At 55.3% G+C, this 20,505-nt stretch carries 16 protein-coding genes; 12 read left to right on the top strand and 4 right to left on the bottom strand.

Translation table 11 applies throughout. From position 1 onward, the window contains the following. Positions 1-101 precede the first annotated feature (101 nt). From glnT to TRP66_RS06880, 5 genes are all read left to right on the top strand, one after another. Positions 102-1,436, top strand: a complete 1,335-nt coding sequence (gene glnT / locus TRP66_RS06900) for a type III glutamate--ammonia ligase (RefSeq protein ID WP_333400825.1) — start codon at positions 102-104, stop codon at positions 1,434-1,436. A 72-nt stretch (positions 1,437-1,508) separates the two neighbouring features. Further along, positions 1,509-2,414: a class II glutamine amidotransferase gene (locus TRP66_RS06895; protein WP_333400623.1), complete on the top strand. Its 906-nt coding sequence runs from the start codon at positions 1,509-1,511 to the stop codon at positions 2,412-2,414. A gap of 11 nt (positions 2,415-2,425) precedes the next feature. Continuing rightward, positions 2,426-3,109, top strand: coding sequence for a protein glxC (locus TRP66_RS06890; protein WP_333400622.1), 684 nt, complete (start codon positions 2,426-2,428; stop codon positions 3,107-3,109). Positions 3,110-3,123: 14 nt separating this feature from the next. Next, positions 3,124-4,455 (top strand): FMN-binding glutamate synthase family protein, encoded by a 1,332-nt coding sequence (locus TRP66_RS06885; RefSeq protein WP_333400621.1) that lies wholly within the window; start codon positions 3,124-3,126, stop codon positions 4,453-4,455. Between the two features lie 202 nt (positions 4,456-4,657). Then, the gene (locus tag TRP66_RS06880) at positions 4,658-5,983 is read left to right on the top strand and encodes an ammonium transporter (protein WP_333400823.1); all 1,326 of its coding nucleotides are present in this window, start codon (positions 4,658-4,660) and stop codon (positions 5,981-5,983) included. A gap of 223 nt (positions 5,984-6,206) precedes the next feature. On the opposite strand, the gene TRP66_RS06875 is transcribed toward TRP66_RS06880, so the two are convergent. Further along, positions 6,207-8,231: a sigma-54-dependent Fis family transcriptional regulator gene (locus TRP66_RS06875; RefSeq protein WP_333400620.1), complete on the bottom strand. Its 2,025-nt coding sequence runs from the start codon at positions 8,229-8,231 to the stop codon at positions 6,207-6,209. A gap of 486 nt (positions 8,232-8,717) precedes the next feature. Here TRP66_RS06875 and TRP66_RS06870 point away from each other — a divergent pair, with 486 nt between their 5' ends. The 3 genes from TRP66_RS06870 (at position 8,718) to TRP66_RS06860 (ending at position 12,604) form a co-directional block, all read left to right on the top strand. Next, positions 8,718-9,602 carry a dihydrodipicolinate synthase family protein gene (locus TRP66_RS06870; RefSeq protein WP_333400619.1) on the top strand — a complete coding sequence of 295 codons (885 nt, stop codon included), beginning with the start codon at positions 8,718-8,720 and terminating at the stop codon, positions 9,600-9,602. Between the two features lie 67 nt (positions 9,603-9,669). Continuing rightward, positions 9,670-10,998, top strand: coding sequence for an NAD(P)/FAD-dependent oxidoreductase (locus TRP66_RS06865; RefSeq protein ID WP_333400618.1), 1,329 nt, complete (start codon positions 9,670-9,672; stop codon positions 10,996-10,998). Between the two features lie 211 nt (positions 10,999-11,209). Next, positions 11,210-12,604 carry an MFS transporter gene (locus TRP66_RS06860; RefSeq protein ID WP_333400617.1) on the top strand — a complete coding sequence of 465 codons (1,395 nt, stop codon included), beginning with the start codon at positions 11,210-11,212 and terminating at the stop codon, positions 12,602-12,604. Between the two features lie 715 nt (positions 12,605-13,319). Here the strand turns inward: TRP66_RS06860 and TRP66_RS06855 are convergent. From TRP66_RS06855 to TRP66_RS06845, 3 genes are read right to left on the bottom strand one after another with little or no spacing between them, the layout of a single operon-like run. Next, a complete protein-coding gene (locus TRP66_RS06855; RefSeq protein ID WP_333400615.1) occupies positions 13,320-14,834 on the bottom strand; it encodes a xylulokinase in 1,515 nt (504 codons plus the stop codon). A 38-nt stretch (positions 14,835-14,872) separates the two neighbouring features. Next, positions 14,873-15,202: a cupin domain-containing protein gene (locus TRP66_RS06850; protein ID WP_333400614.1), complete on the bottom strand. Its 330-nt coding sequence runs from the start codon at positions 15,200-15,202 to the stop codon at positions 14,873-14,875. Between the two features lie 28 nt (positions 15,203-15,230). Next, positions 15,231-15,908: a hypothetical protein gene (locus tag TRP66_RS06845; RefSeq protein ID WP_333400613.1), complete on the bottom strand. Its 678-nt coding sequence runs from the start codon at positions 15,906-15,908 to the stop codon at positions 15,231-15,233. Positions 15,909-16,734: 826 nt separating this feature from the next. Between TRP66_RS06845 and TRP66_RS06840 the strand changes: the two genes are divergently transcribed. The 4 genes from TRP66_RS06840 (at position 16,735) to TRP66_RS06825 (ending at position 20,451) form a co-directional block, all read left to right on the top strand. Continuing rightward, complete coding sequence (locus tag TRP66_RS06840; RefSeq protein ID WP_333400612.1) at positions 16,735-17,586, top strand: glycine betaine ABC transporter substrate-binding protein; 852 nt, start codon at positions 16,735-16,737, stop codon at positions 17,584-17,586. A 63-nt stretch (positions 17,587-17,649) separates the two neighbouring features. Next, a complete protein-coding gene (locus TRP66_RS06835; RefSeq protein WP_333400611.1) occupies positions 17,650-18,729 on the top strand; it encodes a quaternary amine ABC transporter ATP-binding protein in 1,080 nt (359 codons plus the stop codon). Positions 18,730-18,764: 35 nt separating this feature from the next. Next, positions 18,765-19,610: an ABC transporter permease gene (locus TRP66_RS06830; RefSeq protein ID WP_333400610.1), complete on the top strand. Its 846-nt coding sequence runs from the start codon at positions 18,765-18,767 to the stop codon at positions 19,608-19,610. Beyond that, the gene (locus tag TRP66_RS06825) at positions 19,603-20,451 is read left to right on the top strand and encodes an ABC transporter permease (RefSeq protein ID WP_333400608.1); all 849 of its coding nucleotides are present in this window, start codon (positions 19,603-19,605) and stop codon (positions 20,449-20,451) included. Before TRP66_RS06830 ends, TRP66_RS06825 begins: the two co-directional genes overlap by 8 nt. Positions 20,452-20,505: the final 54 nt, after the last annotated feature.

Raw genomic sequence — 20,505 nt, 5'->3', positions numbered from 1 at the left:
TGTGCGAGGGGTACGCATGGGGCGGGTCGGTTTGTTGGCAAGGAGCTTGCATTCCTTATGGGAAAGTTAAATTCCTCTTCGGAATATGGAGCATGAATACGATGTTACCAGCAGACACCCAGCGCCTGATCGAACAACACGGTATCAAGTACGTGCTTGCGCAGTTCGTGGATATCCATGGCTCGGCGAAGACCAAGTCGGTGCCCATTACGGGATTATCGATGGTCGCGGAAGAGGGAGCGGGTTTCGCCGGTTTTGCAATCAGCGGCATGGGCATGGAGCCCCACGGCCCCGATTTTATGGCGAAGGGTGACCTCTCGACACTGACGCCGGTGCCATGGCAGCCGGGCTACGGGCGTGTTGTCTGCATCGGCCACGTCAACGGTGAGCCTTGGCCTTATGACAGTCGCTACGTTCTGCAGCAGCAGGTCGAGCGTCTCAAAACCAAGGGCTGGACATTGAACACGGGCCTCGAGCCAGAATTCAATCTGATGCGTCGCGATGCAAGCGGCAAGCTTCAGTTGGTCGATGCAAGCGATACCTTGGACAAACCTTGCTACGACTACAAGGGTCTATCGCGCTCTCGTGAGTTTCTGGAAAAACTCACCGAAGCGCTGCAGCCAGTCGGCTTCGATATTTATCAAATCGACCACGAAGACGCCAACGGCCAGTTTGAAATCAATTACACCTATAGCGAGGCCATGGAGTCGGCTGACCGCTTTACCTTCTTTCGGATGGCGGCGGGGGAGATCGCCAACGATCTGGGCATGATTTGTTCGTTCATGCCCAAGCCAGACCCGAAGCGCGCCGGCAACGGCATGCACTTCCACCTCTCGATCGCCAGCGCTGAGAGCAAAAACCTGTTTTTTGATGCATCAGACAAGAACGGCATGGGACTGTCGAAGTTGGCCTATCACTTTGCCGCCGGCCTCCTTGCACATGGCCCAGCGCTCTGTGCGTTCGCGGCGCCGACCGTCAACTCGTACAAGCGTCTGGTGGTCGGTAATTCATTGTCCGGCGCCACCTGGGCACCAGCCTTCGTTGCCTTCGGTGCCAACAACCGCTCGGCAATGGTACGTGTGCCTTACGGGCGATTGGAGTTCCGTCTGCCGGACGCGGGCTGCAATCCCTATCTGGTCAGTGCCGCAATCATCGCGGCTGGCCTGGATGGTATCGAGCGGCAACTGATGCCCGACCAGATTTGCAACGAAAACCTCTACAGCCTGGGCCTGGATGCCATTGCAGCGAAGGGCATCAAGACACTTCCGCAGTCGCTCAAGGAAGCTTGTGATGCACTGGAAGCCGATCCTTTGTTTGCCGAGGTTATGGGCAAGGAAATCGTCGGTGAGTTCATCAAGCTCAAGCGCATGGAGTGGGTCGAGTACAGCCGGCACGTTTCGGACTGGGAAGTGAATCGCTACACCGAATTCTTCTAACCCTCTCGTTTAACCCGTTGTTTCTGATGCCCGGCCGGTGGGTTGGGTATCTTCTGCCCAGGAGTTATGAATATGTGTGGAATTGTGGGGCTATACCTGAAAAATCCCGCGCTGGAATCCCGGCTTGGCAAGCTATTCGAGCCAATGCTCGAAGCCATGACCGACCGGGGGCCTGACAGTGCCGGCTTTGCTATCTACGGCGACGAAGTAGGTGACGGTTGGGTCAAGCTGACCTTGCAAGCAACGACCGAAGAGTATGATTTCAAAGCCCTGATCGGAGCGCTGGAAGGCAAGCTTGGAGCCTCGCTTGACTGGTTTCAAAACGCGAGCGCCGTGGTGCTGAAGGTCAAAGCAGAAGAAGCCGTCGTACGTGCCGCGCTGGGCGAACTGGCGCCAAGCGTGCGCATCATGAGTGCCGGAAAGAGCATCGAGATCCTCAAGGGCATGGGTCTGCCCAAGGAGATTTCCGAGCGTTTCGGGTTGGGCAGCATGAAAGGCAGCCACATCATCGGTCACACCCGTATGGCCACCGAGAGCGCCGTAACCATGGAAGGCAGCCATCCATTCTCTACCGGGGCCGACCTGTGCTTGGTGCATAACGGGTCATTGTCCAACCATTTTCGTCTGCGTCAGGAGCTGCGCCGCGAAGGCATCAACTTTGATACCGAAAACGACACCGAAGTCGCCGCCGGCTATCTTGCCTGGCGTCTGCAACAGGGGGACTCCCTCAAGACCGCGCTGGACAGCTCGCTGGAAGCACTGGATGGCTTCTTCACCTTTGCCATTGGCACGCGCAACGGCTTTGCCGTGATCCGAGACCCTATTGCCTGTAAACCGGCCATCCTCGCCGAGACCGACGACTACGTCGCGATGGCTTCGGAATATCAGGCGCTTTCAAGCCTGCCGGGAATCGAACATGCCAAAGTCTGGGAACCCGTTCCCGCCACCATGTACATCTGGGAACGCGAGTCGGCTTAAGGAGCACGCAGATGAAAACTATTGATCTTTCCAACTCAAGCGTGCGTGACCTGAATCAGGCCCTGCATGATCAAGTCAAAAATCTCGACGAGCGTGAGTGGGTCGTTACCCACCCGGATGGCGCCCATAACCTGGCTGTCGGCGTTAATGAAGCGGTTTCCGTGGATATTCATGGGCACGCTGGTTACTACTGCGCGGGAATGAACCAGAAGGCTTCGGTTACCGTGCACGGCAATGTCGGCGTGGGCTGTGCTGAGAACATGATGTCGGGCTATGTTCGCGTCAAAGGTAGCGCCTCCCAAGCTGCCGGTGCCACTGCTCATGGCGGGCTGCTGGTGATCGAAGGCGACGCGGGTGCCCGCTGTGGTATCTCCATGAAAGGCATCGATATCGTGGTCGGCGGCAGCATCGGCCATATGAGCTGCTTCATGGGTCAGGCGGGACGGCTGGTGGTTTGCGGCGACGCTGGTGATGCGCTGGGGGATTCCCTCTACGAAACCAAGATATTCGTTAAGGGCAAAGTCGAGTCACTGGGGTCGGATTGCATCGAGAAAGAAATGCGCGCCGAGCACATCGAAGAGCTGCAAGAGTTGCTGAACCGCGCCGGGTTCAACGAGAAGGCATCGGATTTCAAGCGCTACGGCTCAGCTCGCCAGCTGTACAACTTCAAAGTCGACAACGCCTCCGCGTACTGATCAGGAGCAAGACCATGAGCGATTCCACTACTCCAAAAGCCCCGGTACTGCGCGAGTCGGCTACCTTCGACCGCCTGACGATTCAGGAAATTCAGCGTGCCGCTGAAACAGGCATCTATGACATTCGTGGCGGTGGCACTAAGCGCAAGCTGCCGCATTTCGATGATCTGCTACTGCTTGGCGCGAGTGTTTCCCGCTATCCGTTGGAAGGGTATCGGGAGAAGTGCGGCACCGATGTGATTCTTGGCAACCGCTACGCCAAAAAGCCTATTCACCTGAAGATTCCGGTCACCATCGCTGGCATGAGTTTCGGTGCATTGTCGGCCAACGCCAAAGAAGCGTTGGGGCGAGGCGCTACTATCGCGGGAACCAGTACCACTACCGGTGACGGCGGCATGACGCCCGAAGAACGTGGTCAGTCTCAACACCTGGTCTACCAATATCTCCCGTCGCGCTATGGTATGAACCCTGATGACTTGCGCAAGGCTGACGCCATCGAGATCGTGCTGGGGCAGGGCGCCAAACCAGGCGGCGGCGGTATGCTCCTGGGCATGAAAGTTACCGAGCGTGTGGCCGGTATGCGCACGCTGCCAATTGGCGTAGATCAGCGCTCTGCCTGTCGCCACCCGGACTGGACTGGCCCGGACGACCTGGCTATCAAGATCGCCGAGATTCGTGAAATTACCGATTGGGAAAAGCCGATCTACGTCAAGATCGGTGCAAGCCGTCCGTACTACGACGTCAAGCTGGCTGTGAAGGCCGGTGCTGACGTTATCGTGCTCGATGGCATGCAGGGCGGCACCGCGGCGACCCAAGAGGTGTTCATCGAGCACGTCGGTATCCCGATCCTGCCGGCGATACCTCAGGCTGTTCAGGCGCTGCAGGAAATGGGCATGCATCGCAAGGTACAACTCATCGTCTCCGGCGGTATCCGCAATGGTGCCGACGTCGCCAAGGCCATGGCGCTGGGGGCGGATGCTGTAGCCATTGGGACGGCAGCGCTGATCGCTTTGGGCGACAACCATCCACGTCTGGATGAGGAACTGAAGAAGATCGGTTCTGCTGCAGGCTTCTACGATGACTGGCAGAACGGTCGTGACCCGGCGGGTATCACTACTCAGGATCCAGAGCTGGCAAAACGTCTGGATCCTGTAGAGGGAGGCCGTCGGTTGGCCAACTACCTGCGTGTGCTCGTCCTGGAAGCGCAAACCATGGCGCGTGCCTGCGGCAAGTCGCATCTGCATAACCTCGATCCTGAAGATCTGGTGGCCCTGACCGTAGAGTCGGCAGCGATGGCACGGGTGCCTTTGGCTGGTACTTCATGGATCCCGGGTCAGCAGTACTGAGACAGTAACCTCGCATCGAGCGAGCTTGCCCGCGATCGGACATTGTCTGCAGCCACTGCTGTGACAAGACCCCGTCGTGGGCAAGTCAGCTTTCGCCGATCATGCAATTTCTCTGGACGACCTAGAAGAGGCCGCAAAGGCCCATCCCATCTCCCTTGCTTTCTGCCCGACATTTTTTCTATTCCATGCAGGAGCTACGAAAATGGTTAACCGTCTCCACAGCAAATGTCTTCTTGCGTTACCGGCGCTCACCGCATGTATTCCTTTGGCCCATGCGGCAGACGCTACGGCACTCGATACCGGCAGCACGGCCTGGATGGTCACTGCGGCTGTGCTGGTGCTGTTTATGTGCCTTCCGGGGCTTGCGCTGTTTTATGGTGGCCTGGTTCGGGCCAAAAACATGCTCTCGCTGTTTACTCAGTGCTTCGGCATCGCCGGCCTTGTCGGCGTGCTGTGGGTGATGTACGGCTACAGCCTGGTGGTCGACACGACGGACATGGTCGAGGGGCAGGTCAGCTTCAATAGTTTTGTCGGCGGCTTGAGTCGTGCATTTCTTGCGGGCATGACGCCTGACAGCCTTGTTGGCAGTATCCCCGAGGGGGTTTACGTAGTCTTTCAAATGACTTTTGCGATCATCACGCCGGCGCTGATCGCTGGCGCCTTCGCCGAAAGGATGAAGTTTTCGGCGGCTCTGTTGTTCATGGCGGTCTGGTTCACTCTGGTTTACGCCCCGGTGGCGCATATGGTCTGGGGTGGCGCGGGCGCGTTGATGCATAACTGGGGCGTCCTGGACTTCGCTGGTGGCACTGCAGTGCATATAAATGCGGGCGTGGCAGCCTTGGCGGCGTGTCTGATGTTGGGCAAGCGCAAAGGCTATGAGAATGCGCCGATGCCCGCACATAACCTGAGTCTGACCATGGTCGGCGCGGCAATGCTCTGGGTAGGCTGGTTTGGCTTCAACATTGGCTCTGGTGGCGGCCTGAACGGTTTGTCCGGGATTGTCATGCTCAACACCCAACTGGGAGCGTGCGCTGGCATCCTGGGCTGGATGTTCATCGAATGGTTCAAGGTCGGCAAGCCTAGCGCGCTGGGGCTGGCAAGCGGCGCTTTAGCCGGTCTGGTGGGCATTACCCCTGCGTGTGCATATGTCGGGGTAGGCGGTGCTTTGGCGATTGGTCTGCTGTGCGGGGTGTTCTGCTACCTGAGCGTCACTGTGTTGAAGAAGCGCTTCGGTTATGACGACAGTCTCGATGTGTTCGGCCTTCATGGCGTTGGTGGCATGATCGGCGCAGTATTGACCGGAGTGTTCTGTGTGCCGTCGCTGGGCGGTTTGGTGGAAGGCGTAACACTAGGCGACCAGCTCATTTCGCAGATCAAGGGCGTGGTGTTCACCAGTGTTTACTGCTTCGCGGCGAGTTGGATCATTCTCAAGGTAATCAAGGCCGTAGTTGGTTTACGCGCCCATGCCTCGGTAGAAGAAATGGGTCTCGACCTGGGTGAGCATAACGAGCGGGCATATAATCACTGAGTCATCCACTCGCATTGCGTTTGATCACAAGGGTAAGGGGCGACGTGGAACCAGGGCGCTTACGCACCCTGTGTTCAGGTTATCAACTCAGCGAGACCGAAGGCCATGGCACGCCTTGCATGTCGGGGCTTTTGGTCTCTGCGGGAAAGCCTCGTTCAGCAGGGAGCCCGCTGTAATCTCCGCTTACCTACCGATGTCAGCGGGTAGATAAGCGTGATATTCACTACTCTTTGACTTTTCGCGCAGGTTTTGAAGGGCTGCGCCGCGACCTGAAGCCATTCACGTCGATACCGTATTCCTTGACCTTCCGATACAACGTGCTGCGAGACAAGCCATGCTTGCTGGCAACCGTCGTCAGATTGCCGTCGCAGATTTCAATAGCTTGAAGAAGCCAACGGTGGAAGCTCTCTTGAAGCGACTCGACCGGGCCTGCAGAAACGTTCAAGACGTCCTCGGCCATGCCGCCCTCCACAGAAGGCGGAAGATGATGCCGGGTTAACAATTGGTCATCACAGAGAATCAACGCCGCTTCACACGCGTGTTCCAGCTCCCGCACGTTACCGCGCCATTTGTGTTTGACCATCGCCTCCATCCAGCCCGGGGAAATCTTTACCTGGCGCTTCTGAGCCTTTGCAAAGGTCGAGATGAAATACTGAATCAGCACCTCGGTGTCTCCCACCCGTTCACGCAGGGGAGGTATGGATATCTCGACCGTATTGAGTCGGTACAAAAGATCCTCCCGGAACATTCGCGTCCTCACCAGTTCATGGAGATCCATGTTGTTGGCGGAAATCACACTGACGTTTACCGGGATCGGCACCTTGCCCCCGATCCGTGTAATTTCGTTCTGCTGCAGTGCCCTGAGCAATTTGCCCTGAGCTTCAAGAGGCAAGCTGCCGATTTCGTCAAGAAACAGGGTTCCGTTCTGGGCTAGCTCGAATTTGCCGATCGCACCGTTTTTGTTTGCGCCGGTGAACGATCCCGACACGTAGCCGAACAGCTCGGCCTCGATCAGCTCTCTGGGGATTGAGGCGCAGGATATCGCCACGAACGGCTGGGCTCGTCTAGGCCCGGCATTGTGAATGCCTTGCGCAAACAGTTCCTTGCCCGTTCCGCTTTCGCCGTTGATCAATATTCGCGTGGCTTTCTTCGCCAACTGCTTTGCGAGCTGGACGCATCTCTTTAGCTGAGGAGACCGGCCCTGAATGTCGTCCAGGGAGTAGTAGGCTCTGTTGCCTCCCACTTGGGTGAGGCCTTGCATGATCTGCTTGTCGGATGCGAGGAACAGTGCCATACCCATAGGGGCATTTTCCGCGTCGGATAGCGAATGGGCTCTACATAGCCATTTGCTTTCAGTGTTGTGTTTCAAGGACAGCGAGATGCTGTTTTTCTTGTTGGTGTCCGTCAGGTACACGAGTTCCTGCAGGCTTGCGTCGTCAAAGAACTCGTTGATATCGCGATTCAGCAATTCAGCTGAGGAGGCTTTGAGAAGCTCCTCGCCCGCGGGGTTGGTGTAGGTGATCTTGTTCTCGGTGTTCAGCGCGATAATGGCATCGGGCAAAGCACCACAGATCGAATAGACCATAGAGCTCAGATAATTCTTGGTTTCATAAAGATATCGCCGTTGGAGCTGGGCGCTGATGTTCTCAGCCGCGGCGGAGACCATGGAGAGGGTCTTTTGATTTTGATTCTGTAGCGCCGACGCCAGGGAAACACATGCGACTACATTTCCAAGATGGTCGTACACCGGAGCGGCATAGCAAAGGGAATTGTGGAAAACCTCCAGAAAATGCTCACTGCCGCACAGGGCGACCGGCCTCCGCTCTTGCAGACACAGGGTCGTTGCCCGTGCACTGGACTGATTGCGATCGCAATAGACGCCAGGCTTGTTGTAGTAATTTTCCTGAGTACTCAAAGTTTCCAGGGCGCCCGTCACATGCAGAATCACACCCTGTGCGGAGGTCAGCATCACGATGAATTGAGTGCCGCTGGTGGAGAACAAGATCATGTCCAGCACAGGTTTGGATATTTCGATCAACTCGGAGTATTCACCCAGCAGACGTTCAAGGTCGGCTTTGGGCAGGTTGAGTATCTTCAGAGTGCTGTGGGGATCCACGCCGTTTTGTTTGCAGGATTGCCAAGCACCGTAGACGTAGTCAGGTAATGACTCCGGATTGATCACGTCGCCCGAAATGAACTGCTCCCAAAGCTGGCGCGTGTGCACTGTTCGAAAATCGCCCAACATCATAAAAAAACCCTCCAGCGATGCCCCGATACCTCAGCAGCCTGAGGGCCGGTAGCGTTGGTCTTATTTGTGAATCACCGTGGTTGTCGTACCGGCACGCAGGCAGTCGTCCGCTCGGCGTGGAGGTCAGCCGATCCGAATGATCGGCGTCAGCGTCACAGCGAAACATTCCCGTCCAGAGCCACTTTGTCGCATTGTGACACGCTTTGGCGATTTGTCATTGGTAATGGTTCAAAATGAAACAAAAAAAAGGTAAGCGAAGAAAGAGCTTAAAAAATTCGAGGCGGATAAATGTCTCATAATGATACATAGATAGCCCCGCCGAGTGGGCGCTCAGATTAATAATTTCAGTTAAATCAGTAAGTTAACGATAAGTGCATATTGAGCTGCGCGAAGATCCGGTTGGCACGGAGGCTGCAATACGTGTTGCAGGCTACCCGCTGTGGTGGCGTCCTAACCGTATAACAATCTGAAAGGATCGACCGAATCATGAGTCAACTTCGCGGCGTATTTACAGTGGTTGCAACCCCGTTCAAAGAGGACGGTGCGATCGACTTCGACGGCTTCGGTAATAATCTGGATTATTTCGTGGAGCAGGGCGGCTATGGCGTCTGCGTAGCCGGAACCCTGGGTGAGTACAGCGCGATGACGCCCGAGGAGCGCAAGCAAGTGTTTGAGTTTGCGGCGAAGCGTCTGGACGGTCGTGCTCCGTTGATGGCCGGCACTATCGCAACTACCACAAAGCAAGTGATCGAGCTGACCAAGCATGTTGGTGATAACGGTGGCGAGGGCGTATTGCTGCTGTCCCACCCGGGCCTGGGGCTGCGCCCCGATGAGCTTTCCACCTACTACCGCGAGGTTGCAGATGCGACTGCGGTCGACATCATGCTTTACAACAACCCGGGGAGCAACGGCATCGACATGCAGTTCGATCTGGTCAAGGAACTGAGTGAGCACCCGCGTATCGTCGCGATCAAGGAGTCCTCCAACGATGTCAAGCGCATTACGCGTATCGCTGATGAGTTGAAGGGAGCGCTCACCCCCGTTTGCGGTTACGAAGACATGTACTTTGAAGCGTTCAGCGCAGGGGCCAGGGGCTGGGTCTGCTTGGGGGGCAACATCGCGCCGAAGCTGGTTCGCGACCTGCTTGAGCTTGTCGAGGCGGGCAATATCGAGCAGGCACGGGAACTGTCCCGCACATACCGTCCTCTGGCCCGCTACTTCGAGAGCACATCCAAATTCATTCAGGCCACCAAATACGTGATGGATACCATCGGTCTGACGGGCGGCTACAGCCGCCGTCCGCGCCTGCCTCTGTCGCCAGCTGAAAAGGCGGAAATCGATGTCATCCTGCGTGATGTAAAGCTGTACTAAGATCGCATCTGCCGAGGCGCCTCTGGCGCTTCGGCCATGTACTTCTAACAGGCGTTAAGAAACTGATATGAAAGAAGTCAAGCGCTTCCCGGCGCCCTCTGGTGAGCTAGGCTGGTTCCTGACCGCCAATAACAAGTCCCACTCGTTCGCGAATCCTGAAGATATCGCCAAGGATTACGACTACGTCATCGTAGGCGGAGGATTTGCAGGGATCAATGCGGCTTCTCGGCTGGCTGAAAACCGACCTGGAGCGTCGATCGCAGTCTTTGATGCGGTGCAGATAGGGATGGGCGACAGTGGCCGAAATGCCGGCTTCATGATTGATGTTCCCCACGTCACCGTAGGTGATCCCAAGTCAGACGTTGACCATCACAAATGGCGTCTGCGTTTAAACAATATAGTCATTGACCGGCTGCGCTCGATCAAGGACGAACACAACCTGCAATGTGATTGGCGCGAGTCCGGGAAATACCTGGCGGCGCGTGAGGAGCGCTGCCTGCCCGCTCTGGATAATCTTGCAAGGTTCCTCGAAACCATTGGCGGCGAGAGCAAGATGCTAAGTCGTGAGCAGACAGCCTCGGCATTAGGTACCAGCTACTACATCAAATCCCTGTTCACCCCTGGAACAATCCTGATCAACCCCTCCGAAGTGGTCAGGGGACTGGCGACCACGCTTCCTAAGAATGTCCAGGTTTTCGAGAAGACAGCTGTTCTGGAAGTCATTGAAGGCGCTACGCCGACGGTTCGCCTGTTAAATGGCAAATCGGTTCGCGCCGGGAAAATCATTCTGACGGTCAGTGCCTTTGTTAACCACTTTGGTATCAAGGAATCAGGTCGCTTGTTTGGCATCAATAGCTTTGGAGCGTTAACGCGCCAACTCACCCCCGACGAACTCGAACAGTTCAGAGGTATCGAGCCTTGGGGATGTACGGCAGCTCACCCAGCGGGGACAACAGTTCGCTTTACCAGTACCAACAGGATTTTTGTCCGCAATGGCTTGTCGTTCTCTACCCACCAGACCTCCTCACCAGAGCGGGTACAGCGCTCCAGAAAAAAGCTGCGCCAAGCGTTCGAATCCCGTTTTCCAAATCTCAAACACGTCAACTTCGAGTACGTGCACGGCGGCATGATCCCACTGACAGCCAACACGCAGTCACTGTTTGGCAGCGTAGGGCAGAATGTGTTTGCGGGCACCGTGGGCGACGGTCTAGGAATCACCAGGAGCAGCATGCTGGGACTCTACCTGGCTGACCTCGTCTGCGATAGAGACAGCGAGGAGCTTCGCTATCTCTCCAATACGAACTCCCCAGGCTGGTGTCCCCCTGAACCTTTCCTGACTCTGGGCGCGACAGCGAAACTTATGTACGAAGAGTCCCACGCTGGAGGAGAGATCTGAATTCTTCCTGGGGGTCGCATCACTCGACTCGGTGTCAGCCGGCACAGAGTCATGAGCCCGCATTTCCATCGGCCGTACCTGCAATCCGAAACCTCTAAAACAAGAATAGGCATGCCCTTCGCGGGTTTGCCCTCAATTGCTGAACACCCTGCCAGTCACGCATCACCCGAAAGGCTCGGTCATTCACAATTCAGAAAATAAAGGTGTAAAGATGTCTAGCAACGTCTCCATTGAAGATGTACCCCTCAACCGCTTCCATCGACTTTTGACACTGCGCTCCGGGGGAGGCTCGTTCGTAGACGGCTACGTTCTCAGCATCATTGGTATTGTAATGCCCAGCCTGGTTCCGGCCATGGGGCTGACAAGCCTTGGCGAAAGCATGCTTGCCATCTCGGCCCTCCTTGGCATCTTTGTAGGGGGCTTTTTCGGCGGCAACCTGACCGACCGATTCGGTCGAAAGATGATCTACTTCATTGGCCCAATTCTGTTCACGCTCTGTTCTGTGCTCCAATTGTGGGTGCAGTCTGAAACGACTCTGTTCGTTCTAAGATTCATCATAGGGATCGGGGTGGGCATTGAGTACCCGGTCGCTACTGCATTTCTCGTAGAGTTTCTACCCAAGAAATATCGGGGGCCACGTTTGGCCGGCCTGACGATCTGCTGGTTCGCAGGTGCGGCGGTAGCTTATGTTGCCGGCGGCGCCATCTTGCAGTCGGGGATCGAGAATGGCTGGCGCTACGCTCTGGCTAGCACAGCGATCATCAGCACTCTACTGTTTGCAGTCCGACTTGGTACCCCGGAGTCTCCTCGCTGGCTACTTAGTAAAGGGCGGCCAGATGAGGCGGCGCTGATCATCAAACAAGTTTTTGGCAACGCGTTCGGCCTGCAGAACCTCCCGGAACAACCTCGGGCCCTCAAGCTATCCTTTGTCGATCTTCTGCGGTCGGGATACGGCAAGCGTATGTTCTTCGTCAGCATGTTCTGGACTTGCTCAGTTATCCCGGTTTTCGCCGTATATGCCTTCGCGCCCAAAGTGCTTGAAGCGTTGCATCTGAGTGGGGCATGGGCTACTTATGGCTCTATCGCAATCACCACGTTGTTTGTTGTGGGTTGTAGCATCGCGACATGGCTCGTCAATGCCATGGGCCGCCGCAGCTTGCTCATCCACAGCTTGTTGTGGTCAGGGGTAGCACTGCTGCTGTTGGGTCTCTTTCCAGACGCCCCCTCACTGATGATTCTGGTCATGTTTGGAGCGTATGCGCTGCTCGTCGGTGGCGCACAAGTCCTGCAGTTGGTTTATCCCAACGAGATTTTCCCTACTGAGATTCGCGCTGCGGCTGTCGGTTTCGGAACCTCAATGTCGCGAATCGGGGCGGTCGTGGGCACCTACCTGATCCCGATCTCAATTCTGAACGCAGGTATCGGAAACACGATGTATTTTGCCGCTGCGATAACGTTCCTGGGGTTGGCCGTATCCTGGTTTCTTGCCCCGGAAACGCGTTCAAAGAATCTCAGCGATGCGGCGTCGCTTACACCCGATGAGATGAAGGAATCCAAAGGCTCTTCGGTTCGTGAAGATTCGCCTCTTCTAAGCAGAGCCCGTTAACTGAGACAGTCAGTCAGTCAGTCAGTCAGTCAGTCAGTCAGTCAGCCGGTCGCTAGCGACCGGCTGACTGACTGACTGGTCTTGACGGTCGCGCACTCCTGTATGCACTTAGCGTGGGGCTCGATACCCAGTCCAAGAATCTTCAATTTGCCCGCTTGCCTGTCATCAGCTTGCTGCAGGGGGCTTTCACTCTGTTGGTCTAGAGCTCCAGCGCTGACCGTTTCTCGCGTGGTTTTCCATCGTAGGTGGTGTAACACGTGCAGTCGCGATGCTGTCAACAGGGCCACTCGAATGCACCTACGGAATGGAACAGCTGTTGCCAGTATTGTGCTCGAGTCTTATAGCAATCGCCCTGGTAGACCGGGCTGGTAGTAAGGTCTGTCCTTTAGCGCGGCCGATTATGTCTTTGGAATCCCTACAGGGTGCTTGATTAGGCGCCATCGCTAAAGCGATTGGAGGCCTGTGTTAGACATTTCGCGCCTTCTACGAGCGTCGGCCGATGAAGAAAGGGCCTTTTTCAATGTCATATCAGGCGCCGCGAGATTTTGTAATCCCCGGCCAGCCTACAAGCGCTAATTAGCCACCTCTGGCGTCTGTGATCAGCCTTATTCGCTCGCCAACAAGCTGGTTTTCGGAGGTCTTATGCGGCAATTTCCCCGCCTCATCCTCTCTTGGTCAAGAGGATGAAGGGGGAAGCAAATGCGGGGGGGGGGGGTTAGCGTTTGAAAGAGGGTGCGAGTTCTCGCATCAACAGTTTGTATTCACCGAGCATTTCGGTATACAAGGGCTTGTGCCGAGGGTCTGGGGTGTACTCCAGGTCGTACTCGGCGAAACGAGAAGCCGTATCGGCTACTGAAGACCACACCCCCGCAGCGACGCCAGCGAGTATGGCTGCGCCCAGGCTGGCCGCCACGTCAGTTGTTTTCATGGTGCGTACCGGCAGTCCCGAGGCGTTAGCCTTGATCTGACACCATGCACGACTCTTGGCGCCACCGCTCAGCGAACGGATCTCCTCGACCTCCACCCCCAACGAGCGAGTTGCCTCAAGCATCCTGAGCAAGACCATGGAAACTCCCTCCATGATTCCGCGCGCAAAATGAGCTTTGGAATGTGCGAGCGTCACGTTCAGGAACACCCCTTTGGCAAGGCAATCAGTGTCCGGTGGGCCTGAACCCTGGAGATGCGGCAGGACACGCAGGCCCGCGCTGCCCGGCTCAACACTTTCTACCTGGCAATCGATGAGGGCGTATGCATTGAGGCCGCTTGAGCGTTCAACATCCATTTCCGAGGCGCAGAATGCATCTCTGAACCACCTGATGGCCATACCTCCGGTTGAATAAGCGTGAACCATATAAATGCCGGGGATACCACTGGCAAAGCACGGCATCTGCCCAGCCGGATCGATCACGGGTCGATCAGTCATCGCGACTGAGGCAAGCGCTGCACCTGTACTTTCTGAAAATATGCCCGGCCGTATGTTACCCACTCCGATCGCGCCACATGCCTGATCCAGCGCGCCGAGACAGATCAGCGTATTGGCCCCCAGCCCAAATTCGTTGGCAGCCTGGGCGCTGATCTTGCTGATCGCAGACCCTGGATGATAGATCTCGGGCAACTGGGACTGCGACACGCCTAACAAATCAAGCATCGCCGGCCAGTATTCTCGGGTGGTGATGTCCCAATACATCGTCGAACAGAGCAGAGAATCTTCCGAGGCAAACTGGCCTGTAAGCAGATAGATGAAGTAGTCTTCGATCAGCAAAAATTTTGAAGTCTTTGCAAAAATCTCCGGTTCGTTATTCCTGATCCAGAGGATTTTCGAAGCTGGCCATGTTGCTGACATCCCGACCTGGCCCGTGGTCTGATGAATTAATTCGCGACCGAGCTTGTCCTCAATCCAACTGGCTTCTTCCGTAGCCCGGTTGTCCATCCACACGATGGCCGGACGTAAGACCTCTGCCTGTTCATCGAGGCAGAACAGCGTCTCCCCCTGAGCCGAGATGCCCAAAGACACAATTTCGGTGCGGGCAATTTTCGCTTTGCCTACGGCATTGGAAAGCGCCGTCTTGAACGCGTTGACGTAGGTGCGCGCATCAAGCTCGACCTGGACAGGGGAGGGAGTCAACAACGTGTATTCACAGGTGTGGCTACCCACATCCCGGCCGGATTCATCAAAGACAGCCGCCTTTATAGCGGTAGTGCCGATATCAATGCCCAATACATAGTTCATAGATCAACCTTCGAAGGCGAAAAGGCATAACCGAGGACTTACAGTTCACTCGGGGCCAGACTCCAGGTAATCAGCGCGCGTTCATCGCCGATATTTGTAAGCTGATGCGGAATGGTGGGCGGAACCAATACCGCATCGCCTTCGTGCATATCATGGAAGACATCGCCTACGCGCAAGAGCACATTCCCACGCGCGCAGAAAAATACTTCATGGGAGTCAGGGTGACCGGGGTCAACGGCGCCAGTCTGTCCTGGGTGAAGCTGGGAGGAGCCAAAAGTGATTTGGTTTGTTTTGAAATACAGGCGAACGATTTCGTCCCCTTCCATCCAGATCTTGGTTTGGGCGGGTTTTTTCAGTTCGGTATCCATTTATTGATCCTCGTCAGACTATAAAGGTTTAGGCTAATGAATCCATAATGTCGACTACGCGCTCCAGGTTGGCGCGAAAGTCGCCACCGGGTACAAAGCGTTCTTCAAACAATGCGCCACCCATTGTGAAAGCAAATGGATTGATCGCATTCATGATCTGGATACGTTCTTCGCTCGCGATGCTGCCGGCGATGATGACTTCCGAAGTTGCTCTTTCGACCAAGCGTTGAGCAAGCAAGACAGGATCTCCGTCGACATACCTATAAGCTACGAGGTCCAGTCCGTGAACCCCGGCCTGCTCGAGGCGATTACCGTCCTCCAGGATTTCCTCAATCGTGCCTTTTAACCAGACCGGGCTCCCTCCGACGTCACCAACAAATGGATAGTAACGAATCGGTTTATCTTTCAGATACTCTGCGACTGACGGGAACCAGCGGGTACCCGTCAAGTAATCGAACCCAAGATCGACTGCCAGCTTAGCGCTTTCAAGGCATTCCTCCTCGGTAAAGGTTACTACCTCTAGAAAGGTGACCTTCTCTTCTTTTTTCATGGCAGCGATGAGCTCACGCATCGCCGCGTCCGGGATACCAACGTTCTTGAAACCCCAGAAACTCACTGGCAAATCCTTGCACTGGTTGAACAGCTCCAAGGAGTTTTCAACGGTCAGATCGTTGTGGGTCAGCATTACGATAAGTTGAGCTTGCATGTGCGACTTCCATAGTTGCGCTTGGGCTGGCCTCAAGACACCGTTTATTCGATGTGAACCCAGCCCGCCGGTCAGATCGTTACTGACAAGTGATACCAAGCTTCACCTGCCGTGCTGGACTCTAAGCAGCTTCTGTGCCAGCTAGAAAAGCACCGCAATGGCGTGCTGCATCTGCTGTTAGAATTATAAGTGCTTGATTTTGTTGAATTAACTTAGATGTGCATGCCCTTCACGGTGTCTCAATATGGAACGCAGTTCAAAATTCACTTCGCAAACAATCGCAATGACAAGCGGAAAACGTCTCATTTTGGAACGGGCTGTTCAGGCGATCAGGGCATCGTTTCAATTTGAAACGAAAAACGGGAGGTGATGCGCAGGCAGCAGAAGAAATGTTGCTAGGCGAACGCGTATCCAGGGATGGATCGTGGTCGGAAGGGGGCAGGCGACGAAACGCCACTTGGCTACGTAAATGCGCCGATATCGGTCGTTTCTGTTCCAGAATGATACGTTAAGACAAGCGATTCTTACGATCGTCTCATTCTGGAACGTCCGTATGCGCGTCATCCGCCAGCATCCTCCATACTTCTTACAATTCTGTTTCAGGGTGGAACGCTTTTGCTGCCATTAGAGGAAGTTGTCGCTGCACGTCCCAAGGAGGCAGCCCCAGCCACACCGCCGTTGATAGGGTCTCTATGCTGCATTTCTGGCTTTGGCATGGTACCTGCACGACTATTTGGTACATGTCCCACAGAAGGATTGGTTACAACAGCTCTGTTCATCACAACAACTATGCTTGCTGCCGACTTTGACCATAAGAGGAAATAACATGAAAGCCCTTGTTAAGTTATGTGCTGCACTTGTACTGACCATGATGTATGCGTTGTCCGCGCACGCGGAGAGCGGAATTGTCAAGGTCGGCAGTCTTGCGTGGGAAGATCAGATGGCGATTTCTCAGCCGACTGTCAAGTTTTTGGAAAAACAGGGGTTCAAGGTTGAGTTTACTAAATTCTCCGAATGGGGAATTGCTTTCGGTGCGCTGCAACATGGCGATATCGACATCCTGCTGTCTAGCATCGACTATGTGACATCTGATTATTGGGCCAAATACAAAAACAGGCTTGAAAAAATCTCAGTCGCATCTTACGGCGTCCGCCAAGGGCTGGTTGTCCCTACCTACATGAACATCGATTCAGTTGATCAGCTGAACACTGTTTCTGACCAGGTGAGTGCAAAGATCATCGGCATTGAGCCGGGCTCAGGCCTGATGCGTGAGGCAGCTGATGCTCTCAAGAAATATGACCTGAAGTATCAAATCATCGACGGCAGTACCGCGGCGATGGTCGCCCAACTCCAATCTTCCTTAGAGCGCAAGCAGCCAATCGTTGTAACGCTCTGGGAGCCTTCCTGGATGATGCAGAAGTTTGACGTGAAGTTTCTCGCGGATCCCAAAGGCGCTTTTGCTCCGTCCCAAGGCTACTATTGGATCGGTCAGAAAGGCTGGTCTGAAAAAAACCCGAGGGCGCGTGAGTCGGTTGCGACTGTGTATATCCCCAAGGATGACATTACTGCCATCGCTGGTGATATGAATAACGGGAAAACGATAAATCAGGCTGTCGATGCCTGGTGGGACAAGAACCAGAAGCTTGTCGACAAGTGGTCGGTGATGTCGCCCAGGTAAAGTTCGTTATAGGTGCTCGGCTCGGTCGAGCGCCTTTCCAGTCTGATGAGTCGACGGTGTGTCATGAATATATTAAAAGCTACTCCTGAGATAGAGATCAACCAGCGCCCCCTGGCTATTGAATGCCGATCAGTCTGGAAGTTCTTTGGCAACAGCGGGCCTGCAGCAATAGAAGCCGCGAAAAGCGGCACTCGGGACAAGGATCAGCTGCTTAAAGAGTTTGGTTGTGTGGTCGCGGTCGCCGATGCTTCTTTTGAGGTATATCAGGGCGAAACCTTCTGCATCATGGGGCTTTCCGGAAGCGGCAAGTCTACGCTGATTCGCCACTTCAATCGGCTGATCGAGCCCAGTGTTGGTGAGGTAATCGTCCGCGGCGTGGACGTTTGCAAACTGGATGACAAGTCCTTGCGAATGCTCCGATCTAAACACATCGGGATGGTGTTCCAGAACGTCGCACTGCTTCCATACCGTACGGTGCTTGAGAACGTCGCGCTCCCTTTGGAGGTACAGGAACTCTCCAAAGCCCAGCGGCTGGAGACGAGCCGCAAGGCGCTGGAGACAGTGGGATTGGGCAACTGGATGGATCGTTACCCTGGAGAGTTGTCCGGGGGGATGCAACAGCGAGTGGGAATCGCACGGGCGCTTGCCGCCGACCCGGAAATCTTGCTGATGGACGAGCCCTTTAGCGCGCTGGATCCGCTCATTCGCCGTCAGCTGCAGATCGAGTTCAAGCAGCTTTCTACCCAGCTCAACAAAACATCGATCTTTATTACGCATGATCTGGAAGAGGCGATCCGGATTGGCGACCGTATTGCGATCATGAAGGAAGGGCGGATCATCCAGATAGGTACGCCTGAAGACATCGTGTTGCACCCGGCCGATGACTACGTTGCCGATTTCGTCGAAGGCATTTCTCGCCTGCATCTAGTCAAGGCTCACTCTCTCATCTCGCCTCTACGGCTTTCAGACCCTGGCTCAGCCACGGCTCCGAGCGCTCGGCTTGACGACGACCTGCAGACCCTGATTGATCTTAGCCTCAAACATAACGCCAATGAGATTTTGATAATGGATCGCAGCCAGGTGGTAGGCACAATCACCCGCGAAGATCTGCTGAAAGCAGTTCGAGGAGTCGACTGTAACTGATTGGGGCTTAACACCACCTAGCGTCAAGGAGTCATATGTCAGACTTTACAGATTCATTCGATTTATACGTCAACGATGCCCTTATGTGGGTGAGCGACAACGCGAATACCCTGTTCGATGCGATCAGGGGCACCCTTGATGCGGTTTTCAAGTCCGTTAACTGGGTTTTCGCTATGCCACCTTACTGGGTTGTGATCGGGGTAGCCTTGGTAGCGGGCTGGTTCCTTATCGGGCGGACGTTCGCGATAGTAGCGGCTGTCGGCCTGTGGCTCTGCTTCATGATGGGCTTGTGGTCTGAGACCATGAGCACACTCACCTTGGTGCTCAGTTCGACGCTCATCGCGTTGATCATCGCAATCCCGGCGGGCATTTTCGTGGGGCTTACTTCGGGGCTGCTCAAGGCCAGCGACGTCATACTGGATTTTATCCAGACCATGCCCGCATACATCTACTTGCTGCCGGGCATTGCGTTGTTGGGTTACGGCCCTACCACAGCAATGTGTGCTACGAGCCTGGTGGCGATTCCGCCAGCCCTGCGATTGACGGCGCACGGAATCAAGATGACGCCGAACCAGTTCCGTGAACTGGGGCAGGCGGTCGGTATGAAACCCGGCCGCGTGGTGTTTGCAATCCTTATCCCTTTTGCTTTCCCGTCCATCATGGCCGGAATCAACCAAAGCCTGATGCTCGCCTTCGGGATGGTCGTTATCGCCGGAATCGTAGGTTCAGGCGGTCTGGGGCAGTCAGTTTACGACGCGGTTCGCACGCTCCAGATCGATCAGGCCATCAACGCGGGCATCGCTATTGTGGTTTTGAGCATCGTCCTGGATCGCTTTTCTCAGCGGCTTGGTTCTGTCAGGCTTGGAGGTAGTCGTGGATAGCATTCAAATTTCTCCCGGCTCCGTTGTCGGCCCGGCTCTCTCCTGGCTCAACGTCAATTACCACCATGTGTTCGCCGGCATTGCGTCCGTTTTCAACACTGGCGTTTCCGGGATCGTGTCAGTACTGACCTATGCACCGGCACCCTATGTTATTGGAGTGCTGGCGCTTGGCGCGCTGGCTTTGTCCGGCTGGCGAATGGGGTTGCTGACGGCATTGGGGCTCGCGGTTTGCCTGTTGATGGGGATGTGGGAGGCGACGACGCAAACAATCGCTCTTGTCATATTCGCGGTATTGATTTCCATCTCTATCGGGATCCCCATCGGCATTCTGGTCTCAAGATCCAGAGCGCTTCAGTCAGCGGTCAGGCCCGTGCTCGACATCATGCAGACCTTACCGCCTTGGGTATACCTCGTTCCGGCGGTCATCCTGTTTGGGCTGGGCTCTGTTCCTGCGTTGATCTCCACTATCGTGTATGGCATTGCCCCCATGGTACGGCTAACCATTTTGGCGATGTCTCAGATCCCGCAAGAGCGAATGGAGCTGGGTCGAGCGATGGGTGTCACCAAATTCGGCCTCCTGAAGAAAATTGAGCTGCCATCAGCGATGCCGACCTTATTGGTTGGGGTCAACCAGTGCATCCTGTTGTCACTGGCGATGGTCGTGCTGGCCGGCCTGGTCGGCGCCGGAGGCCTGGGGGCGGAGGTCACACGCGGTCTTACCCGGCTGGATTTTGGTCTCGGTGTTCGGGCCAGTCTCGCGATTGTGGCAGTCGCAATCATTATGGATAGAGTTTTCCGTAACGCGATCCCACAAGTCTACTTATCCAAATCCCTGAATTGATCCTCCTGAGACTGCGAACCGACTATCAAGCCGGCTCGCAGTTTTTTTCTGCCT

Origin of the sequence: Pseudomonas sp. JDS28PS106, from assembly GCF_036706555.1 — a bacterium.
In the GTDB taxonomy this organism is placed as follows: domain Bacteria; phylum Pseudomonadota; class Gammaproteobacteria; order Pseudomonadales; family Pseudomonadaceae; genus Aquipseudomonas.
Note: the sequence above shows the minus strand (reverse complement) of the source record. Positions and strands in the feature narration are given on the sequence as shown.